Raw genomic sequence first — 8,188 nt, forward strand, 5'->3', positions numbered from 1 at the left:
CGTCAACCGGTCGGCCAACCCGGAGACGCTGCCCGACGTGGTCGAGTTGCTCGACATGGTCGGCCTCGGCGAGTTCCGAACCGCGTACCCGCACGAGCTGTCGGGCGGCATGCAGCAACGCGTCGCGCTCGTGCGCACGTTCGCGCTCGGGACCCCGTACCTGCTCATGGACGAACCGTTCGCCGCACTCGACGAGATCACGCGGACCGACATGCGCCACCTGCTCGCCCAGCTCTGCGCCCCCATCAACGCCTCGGTGCTGTTCGTGACCCACTCGCTCGCCGAAGCGGTCTACCTGTCCGACCGGGTCGTGGTGCTCTCGGCGCGGCCTGGCCGGGTGGTCGGCATCGAGACGGTCGACCTCCCGTGGCCGCGAACACCCGAGATGGAGGACGATCCCGAGTTCTTCGCGATCGAGACGCGCCTGCGGCATCTGCTCCACGAGGGGGCGGGACGATGATCCGGAACCTGCGCAACAGCGCAGCGTTCTGGGCGGTGGTCGGCGCGCTCGTGCTGGGTGTGGTGTGGGAGGCCTTCGTCCGGCTCCGCGACGTGCGCAAGTTCGTCTTGCTCCCGCCGTCCGAGATCGTCGAGACGTTCGCCGACAACCCCGGGTTCTACCTCGACAACATCTGGGTCACCGCCCGCCACATGCTGATCGGCCTGGCGATCAGCCTCGCGGTGTCGGTCGCATTCGGCGCGCTGCTCGCCGCCGTGCGACCGCTCGAGCAGGCGAGCCAACCGCTGCTCGTCCTGATCCTGGTGACGCCGTGGGTCGCGTACATCAGCTCGGTCGTGCTGTGGCTCGGGGCCGGCGGCCCGTCGATCATCTTCCTGGTCGCCTTCGTGACGGTGCCGGCGTTCGTCTACGCCACCGTCGGCGGGATGCGCAGCGCCGACCCGGCTGCGAGGGAGCTGTTCGCCTCGATCGATGCCTCGCGGCTCGAGGTGCTCTGGCGGCTGCGGTTGCCGGCGGCCATGCCCTCGTTGTTCACGGCCGCCCGCTTCAACGTCGGGCTCGGCCTGGCCGCGGCCTACTTCGCCGAGGGAGCCGCGTTCGCCACGGACGGATTGGGCGAGGCGGGCAAGCGGGCTGCATCGTTCAACGAGGGCTCGATCCTGTGGACGACGATCCTGTGCGCGGCCGTGTTGGGCATCGCCGGCCAGGTCGTCGTCGTGCTGCTCGAGCGCTGGCTCCTGCACTGGCATGCGAGCCAGCGGGCGCAGAGCACACCTTGACGACCGGGAACACGAGGCGACCGCCCGATGACGGCACGATGAACGGGGGTCGGTACACTCACCCCACACGACCGAGCCGGGCGGCGCATCGATCCTCATCGCAACGGGCGTCTCCCTGTCGTGTGCTGGCTTCGACAATCCACCCCCACCGACCCTCAACGGAGGATCCCATGAATCGCCGGCGCGCCTGTGCTGCATCGCTGATCGCCCTCGCCCTCGTCGCCACCGCCTGCGGCGACGATGCCACCGACTCGACCGACGACGCGGCGACCACCGACGTCACCGAACCGGCCGAATCGACGACCGACGCGTCCGACGACGGCGCCGCCAGCGACGCAGATGCCGAGGACCCCGGCGACACCTCCGGCGCCGACGACGGCCGAGATGGTGACGGAGATGATGACGACGGCACCGAGACGACGACCGCCACCGACGATGCCGCGATGTCGACCGAGGTCACAGCCGGCGAGCCGTTCCCGGCGGGCCGCTGCGACGCGAACCAGGCGGCCGGCACGATCAGCTACCTCTCCGGCTTCGACTTCGCGGCGACGGCGTCGATCATCGATATCGTGATCGCCGACCACAACGGCTACTACGACGAGCTCTGCCTCGACGTGGAGATCACGCCGTCGTTCTCCACCGCCAACTACCCGCTCGTGGCCGCGAACGACGCACAGTTCTCGTCGTCCGGCTCGTTCAGCGAGCTGGCGACGTTCTCCGAGGTCAACGAGGCCGACCTGGTCGCTCTGGCGGTCGAGGGCCGGGTCGCGATCGACAGCCTGATGGTGAAGCCCGACCAAGCCGACTCCCTCGAGGCGCTGGCGGGCCAGACGATCGGCGTGAAGGGCAAGCTCCCGCCGAGCATTGCCGCGATGATGGCCACGATCGGTCTGGCCGAGGGTGACGACTTCGACACCGTGCTCCTCGACGGCTTCGATCCGCTCGCCCACTGGGAAGTCGACGGCGTCTCGGCGGTACCCGGCTGGAAGAGCAACGAACCGGGCACGCTCGAACGCTCGGGGGTCGCGTTCGACCTGTACGACCCGGCCGACTTCGGCATCCCGGGATCGTTCGGGCTCGTCTACACCAACCGTGAGTTCCTCGACGAGCACCCCACCGCTGCCGAGGACTTCATGCGAGCGACCATGCGCGGCCTCGCCGACGCCATCGCCGACCCGGAGGGTTCGGCGGCGATCGCCGTCGACCTGATCAACGGCAACGGCAACCCGAACTTCCTGTCCCCCGAGGGTGAGACCTTCCGCTGGGTGACCGACGCGCAGCTGATCACCGACACCACGCCGGCTGGGAGCTTCCCCGGTGTGCCCGACCCGGCCGCGCTCGCCGCCGAGATCGAGGCGTACGAGGCAGTCGGCGTGTATGCCGAGACGGGGACTCCCCAGACCGACGGTCGCTTCGACGAGAGCCTGCTCCTCGGCCTCTACGCCGACGACGGCACCGTCATCTGGCCCGGCTGACCCGACCGCGCCGGCCGGCGCACCAGGGGGCCGAGCGCCGGTCAGCGCAGCAGGTCTCGTGCGTGCTCGATGTCGTGCTTCAACTGCTCGACCAGCGCGTCGATGCCGTCGAACTTGCGCTCGGACCGCAGGAAGTGCGCGAAGCGCACCTTCGCGGCCTCGCCGTACAGGTCGCCGTCGAAGTCGATGAGGTGTGCCTCGAGCAGACTGCTGTCGGCGTGCTCGTAGAACGTCGGTCGCCGCCCCAGGTTGATCGCACACGGATGTGCGCCGCCGTCCGGGCGTTCGTACCAGCCCGCGTACACGCCGTCGGCCGGCAGGCACACCCGGTTCGGCACCTCGACGTTCGCGGTCGGGAAGCCGAGCAGCCGGCCGCGTTGATCGCCTTGGACGACGACGCCGCGCGCCTCGAACGGACGGCCGAGCATCGCCGTGGCGAGCGTGACGTTGCCCCCGGCGAGCGCCCGGCGGATGGCCGTGCTGCTCACGGGCTCGTCGACCCCGTCGGCTCGGTCGACCAGTGCCAGCGGCTCGACATCGAAGCCGTACGTGCCGCCCACCTGACGGAGCAGCGCCACGTTGCCCTCTCGATTGCGGCCGAAGTGGAAGTCGTCGCCGACGACGACGCACTCGGTGCGGAGGCACCGCACGAGAACCCGTTCGACGAACGCGAGCGGCGCCTCTTGTGACTGTGCCTCGTCGAACGGGAGGACGACGGCGACGTCGACGCCGGTGGCCTCCAGCAACTCGAGACGTTGGTCGTGGTCGGTCAGCAGCTTCGGCGCCGACTCGGGCCGGACGATCGTCGCCGGGTGCCGGTTGAACGTGACGACCCCCGAGCGCGCCCCGCGCTCGGCCGCCAACGCACGCACCTGTGCGATGACCGCTTGATGGCCGAGGTGGAGACCGTCGTACGCCCCGATGGTGACGACGGTGCGTTCGTCGGGGAACGGGGGCGTCTCGGTGTCGGTGATGACCAGCACGGCTCGTGACGCTACCCGTCGACGGCCGTCGGCAACACGACCGCAGGCTTGGCGAGGCCGACCCGGAAGGGCTCGTAGACGGCGAGGAGCACGCCGTCAGCGGAGAAGACGGCCCACGGTCCGGCACCCTCGGTGAACTGCGGCAGGACCCGACCGTTGGCGATCAGCGAGGCGGTCTCGTCGTCCACGTCGACCGGCGGCAGCGCTCGGACCGCGGCGTCGACCGGCAGCAGTGCGCACTCGTCGGGTGAGCCCGCCTCGTCGAGCGTGAACGGGCCGACCGCTGTCCGCCGCAGGTTGCGCAGGTGCGCACCACCGCCGAGCAGCCGGCCGAGGTCGGCGGCGAGCGTCCGCACGTAGGTGCCCGACGAGCACTCGACGGCAATCGACAGGACGCCGGCCTCTGGGGCGTCGGCGACGTCGAACGAATGGATCGTGACGGGCCGGGGCGGTCGCTCGACCTCGACGCCTTGGCGGGCGAGCTCGTGGAGGCGCCTCCCGTCGATCTTGATCGCGGACACCATCGGCGGGATCTGCTCGATCTCGCCGATCAGGTGCTCGGCGACCACATCGCGAGCATCATCGACGGTGACCCCGGTCATGTCGTGACGGGCGGTGACCTCGCCGTCGGCGTCGAGCGTGTCGGTCTCGACGCCGAGCACGACCTCACCGGTGTACGCCTTGCGGGTGGTCTCGACGAAGCGGAGCAGCCTCGTGACCATCCCGACCGCCACGACCAGCACGCCCGTCGCGCTGGGGTCGAGCGTGCCGGCATGGCCGACCTGCCGCTCGCCGAAGCGGCGACGGAGCATCCCCACCACGTCGTGACTGGTGACGCCTGCGGGCTTGTCGACGACGCAGAGGCCGTGCGTGGTCGCCGGCCTACGCCTCGCCACGACGGCGACGGTCCTCGCGCAGGATGTCGTCGATCCGCTCGGCCGACCGCAGCGCATCGTCGGGTCGGAAGTCGAGCACCGGCGTGCGCTTGGCACGCACCTGGCGGGCGATCGACGACTGGATCCGGGCCCGGTGCGACAGCAGCGCTTCGACGATCTCGTCGTCGCCGTCCTCACCGGCGAGCGAGTCGAAGTAGACGTGGGCGCGGTTCATCTCGCTGTCGACGTCGATGCCGGTGATGGTGACGAACTCGAGCCGCTCGTCGTCGATGCGGACCAGCTCCTCTGCGATGACCTCGCGCAGCGTCTCGCTGCTGCGCGCCGACTTCGGGTACCGCTGCCCACCAGACCCGCGCCGACGTCCCATCCAGAGGACCCTACCGACCAGCGCTCGCATGCCCGACGCAACCGCCCCGACGACGCCCCATCGACAAGCCGCGATTCAAGGGACCTGAGCTGAGATCGGTTTCGGGGAGCGCAAGGCGCGGCGAGCCCGAGTTGCCTTCGGGCAACGAGCGGCGAGACGCAACGCCGCGATCGCCGAAACCGGCTCAGCTCAGGGTGCGGGCGACTTGGCGTTCGTCGTAGGTCTCGATGACGTCGCCCGGCTTGAGGTCCTGGAAGTCGGAGAGACCGATGCCGCACTCGAAGCCCGAACGGACCTCTTGTGCATCGTCCTTGAACCGCTTGAGCGAGGCGATCTCGCCCTTCCAGATGATCGAGCCGTCGCGCAGGAACCGTACCTTCGAGCCACGCGTGATGACCCCGTTCTGCACGTAGCAGCCGGCGATCGCGCCAACGCGGGGTACCCGGAAGATCTCGCGGACCTCGGCGTCACCGGTGACGACCTCCTCGAACTCGGGCGCCAGCATGCCGACCATCGCCTGCTCGATGTCCTCCAGCAGCTTGTAGATGATCTCGTAGGTGCGGATCTCGACGTGCTCGGAGTCGGCAGCCTCGCGTGCCTTGCGGTCGGGTCGAACGTTGAAGCCGATGATCGTCGAGTTGGTCGTGGCGGCCAGCGTGATGTCGTTCTCGGTGATGCCACCGACGGCCCGGTGGACGAAGGTCAGGTCGACCTCGTCGCGCCCGAGCTTCCGCAGGCTCTCGGTGACCGCCTCGAGCGAGCCCTGCACGTCGGCCTTCACGATGAGGTTCAAGGTCGCCGTCTCGCCGGCCTGGATCTGATCGAAGATGTCCTCGAGCTTGACCCCCGACTTGACGCGAGCGTCGCCGCGCTGATCGCGCACTCGACGGTGGAACTCGCGTGCCTCACCGACGGTGCGGGCCGTCTTCTCGTCGGGCGCGGCCCGGAACTCGTCGCCGGCCTCGGGCACGGTCGCCAGGCCGAGCACCTCGACGGGCGTCGACGGGCCCGCCGTCTTGATCCGGTCGCCGCGGTCGTTGACCATCGCACGGACACGACCCCACGCAGGGCCGGCCACGATGGCGTCGCCGACCTTCAGGTCGCCCTTGTCGACGAGGATGGTCGCCACGGCGCCGCGTCCCTTGTCGAGGTTGGCTTCGAGCACGATGCCCTTGGCGCGCCCCGTCGGGTTGGCGCGGAGCTCTTCGAGCTCGGCGACCACCAACAGCTGATCGAGCAGGTCGTCGATGCCCAGGTCTTGGAGCGCCGACATCTCGACCACGATCGTGTCGCCGCCCCATGCCTCGGGCACCAATTCGTACTCGGCGAGCTGCGTGAGGACGCGCTGGGGGTCGGCGTTGTCCTTGTCGATCTTGTTGACCGCCACGACGATCGGCACCTCGGCGGCGCGGGCGTGGTTGATCGCCTCGATCGTCTGCGGCATGACGCCGTCGTCGGCGGCGACGACGAGCACCACGATGTCGGTGACCTGCGCGCCGCGCGCCCGCATCTGCGTGAAGGCGGCGTGGCCTGGCGTGTCGATGAACGTCAGCGGCTGACCGTTGCGCTCGACCTGGTACGCCCCGATGTGCTGGGTGATGCCGCCCGCTTCGCCGTCGACGACGTTGGCATGACGGATCTTGTCGAGCACGGTGGTCTTGCCGTGGTCGACGTGGCCCATCACCGTGATGACGGGCGGTCGGGTCTCGAGCAGCGTCTCGTCGTCGTCGTCGCTGTCGTCGAACAACGCCTGCAGCTCGATCTCTTGCTGCTGGCCCGGGTCGACGAGGAGGAGGTCGGCGCCGAGCTCGAGGGCGAACAGCTCCATGTGCTCGTCGGAGAGGCCCATCGTCATGGTGAGCATCTCGCCGTGCTGGAGCAGGAACTTGATGACGTCGCCCGCGGTGCGGTTGAGCTTGGGGCCGAACTCCTGTGCGGACACACCGCGTTCGACCACGATGGTGCCTTCGGGCACCGGCGCGTCAGCGGCGGTGTAGCTCTGCTCTTGCGGCTGCAGCTCCTCGCGGTCGCGACGGCGACGGCGACGGCTGCGGCGAGGTGGACGCCGCTGCCCGCTGGGACGACCGCCGCCGGGGCGGGGGCCGCCGGGACCCCCGGGACCGCCGGGACCACCGCCGGGACGCCCGGCATAGCCGCCGGGACCGCCGCCGGGACGGCCGGCGTACCCGCCGGCTCGCCCACCAGGGCTGCCGCCGGGACCGCCCGGTCGTGGACCCTGCGGACGTGCGGAACCAGGCGGCGGCGGGATCGGCTTGCCGCTCGACGAGACCGGTCGGCCCGGCGGGGGCGGGATCGGCTTGCCCGAGGGCGCCCGCGGGGTGGCGGGCTTGGGAGGTGCTGCCTTGGCGGCCGGTGCATCGGCGCGCTCGCTCGGCTCGGCTGGACGCGGCGCGTCGGGGCCGGGTCGACCGCTCGAGATGATCCGCTCGTGGGCCGATTCGGGCCCGGGGCTCGAGATGATCCGCTCCGACTCTGCCGGTGCTCCGGCGGTGGCCGCGGCTGCCGGTGCCACGGGCTCAGGCGCCGGCTCGGCGGGAGCGGCGGGCTCGGCGGGCGGCGCCGAGGGCGCGGGAGCCTCGGCGGCGGGTGCCGCATCGACCGCCGCAGCGGGTGCGGCCTCGGCAGCGGGTGGGGTTGCCGGCTCGGCGGGGGTCTCGGCCGCCGCAGCCTTCTTGGCGGGTGCCTTCTTCGCCGCAGCCTTCTTGGCGGGTGCCTTCTTCGCCGCGGCCTTCTTGGCCGGCGCCTTCTTGGCCGCCTTCTTGGCGGCCTTCTCGGGCTTGGGCTCTTCGGGCTGCTCGTCGCGCGTCAATCCGTCGCGGATGGCGCGACGCCGAACCATGTCGGCGTACGCCTCTTGCAGCGACGACGAGTGGCTCTTGATCGGCACGCCGAGCTTCTCGCACAGGTCGACGGCCTCGGCATTGGTCATGCCGAGCTCCTTCGCCAGTTCATGTACTCGAATGTTCTTCGCCACGCTGCGTGTCAACCTTTCGTCTGCTTCAGTCTCGCACGGGCGGGGACGATCCCCACCCGCTCCATCACTTCTCGGCCGTCAAGTGTTCGGCCAGGGCGTCGATCGCGGCCGGCGCCACCGGTCGGCGAAACGCCCGATCGAACGCTCGTCGGCGTCGTGCCGGCTCGACGCAACCCGCTCCGCAGAGCCACGCACCCCGCCCGGGTGCCGTACGGCACACCTGGACGGAACCG

At 70.4% G+C, this 8,188-nt stretch carries 8 protein-coding genes; 3 read left to right on the forward strand and 5 right to left on the reverse strand.

What is annotated here, in order from left to right; genetic code table 11:
- The 3 genes from QNJ12_RS22550 to QNJ12_RS22560 form a co-directional block, all read left to right on the forward strand.
- On the forward strand, window positions 1-460 hold a 460-nt coding region (locus tag QNJ12_RS22550), incomplete at its 5' end, for an ABC transporter ATP-binding protein (protein ID WP_300626176.1).
- Window positions 457-1,239: an ABC transporter permease gene (locus QNJ12_RS22555; protein WP_300626178.1), complete on the forward strand. Its 783-nt coding sequence runs from the start codon at window positions 457-459 to the stop codon at window positions 1,237-1,239. The genes QNJ12_RS22550 and QNJ12_RS22555, both read left to right, overlap by 4 nt.
- Window positions 1,240-1,409: 170 nt before the next feature.
- Window positions 1,410-2,714, forward strand: coding sequence for an ABC transporter substrate-binding protein (locus tag QNJ12_RS22560; RefSeq protein WP_300626180.1), 1,305 nt, complete (start codon window positions 1,410-1,412; stop codon window positions 2,712-2,714).
- 41 nt (window positions 2,715-2,755) lie between these two features.
- On the opposite strand, the gene QNJ12_RS22565 is transcribed toward QNJ12_RS22560, so the two are convergent.
- The 5 genes from QNJ12_RS22565 to QNJ12_RS23830 all read right to left on the reverse strand — a co-directional run bounded on the left by QNJ12_RS22565 (window position 2,756) and on the right by QNJ12_RS23830 (window position 8,175).
- Window positions 2,756-3,697 carry a bifunctional riboflavin kinase/FAD synthetase gene (locus tag QNJ12_RS22565; protein ID WP_300626182.1) on the reverse strand — a complete coding sequence of 314 codons (942 nt, stop codon included), beginning with the start codon at window positions 3,695-3,697 and terminating at the stop codon, window positions 2,756-2,758.
- Between the two features lie 11 nt (window positions 3,698-3,708).
- Window positions 3,709-4,593: a tRNA pseudouridine(55) synthase TruB gene (truB, locus tag QNJ12_RS22570; protein WP_300626183.1), complete on the reverse strand. Its 885-nt coding sequence runs from the start codon at window positions 4,591-4,593 to the stop codon at window positions 3,709-3,711.
- On the reverse strand, window positions 4,580-4,960 hold the full coding sequence (gene rbfA / locus QNJ12_RS22575) for a 30S ribosome-binding factor RbfA (RefSeq protein WP_300626185.1): 381 nt from the start codon (window positions 4,958-4,960) through the stop codon (window positions 4,580-4,582). Before rbfA ends, truB begins: the two co-directional genes overlap by 14 nt.
- A gap of 184 nt (window positions 4,961-5,144) precedes the next feature.
- The gene (gene infB / locus QNJ12_RS22580; RefSeq protein ID WP_300626186.1) at window positions 5,145-7,955 is read right to left on the reverse strand and encodes a translation initiation factor IF-2; all 2,811 of its coding nucleotides are present in this window, start codon (window positions 7,953-7,955) and stop codon (window positions 5,145-5,147) included.
- Window positions 7,956-8,019: 64 nt separating this feature from the next.
- The gene (locus QNJ12_RS23830) at window positions 8,020-8,175 is read right to left on the reverse strand and encodes a DUF448 domain-containing protein (protein WP_367281843.1); all 156 of its coding nucleotides are present in this window, start codon (window positions 8,173-8,175) and stop codon (window positions 8,020-8,022) included.
- Window positions 8,176-8,188: the final 13 nt, after the last annotated feature.

This window comes from Ilumatobacter sp., from assembly GCF_030065885.1.
In the GTDB taxonomy this organism is placed as follows: Bacteria; Actinomycetota; Acidimicrobiia; order Acidimicrobiales; family Ilumatobacteraceae; genus Ilumatobacter.

Bases quoted from the DNA above. Each gene is read 5' to 3' on its own strand.
- QNJ12_RS22555 (WP_300626178.1), top strand. From the start codon at position 457: ATGATCCGGAACCTGCGCAACAGCGCAGCGTTCTGGGCGGTGGTCGGC.
- rbfA (WP_300626185.1), bottom strand. From the start codon at position 4,960: ATGGGACGTCGGCGCGGGTCTGGTGGGCAGCGGTACCCGAAGTCGGCG.
- QNJ12_RS22560 (WP_300626180.1), top strand. From the start codon at position 1,410: ATGAATCGCCGGCGCGCCTGTGCTGCATCGCTGATCGCCCTCGCCCTC.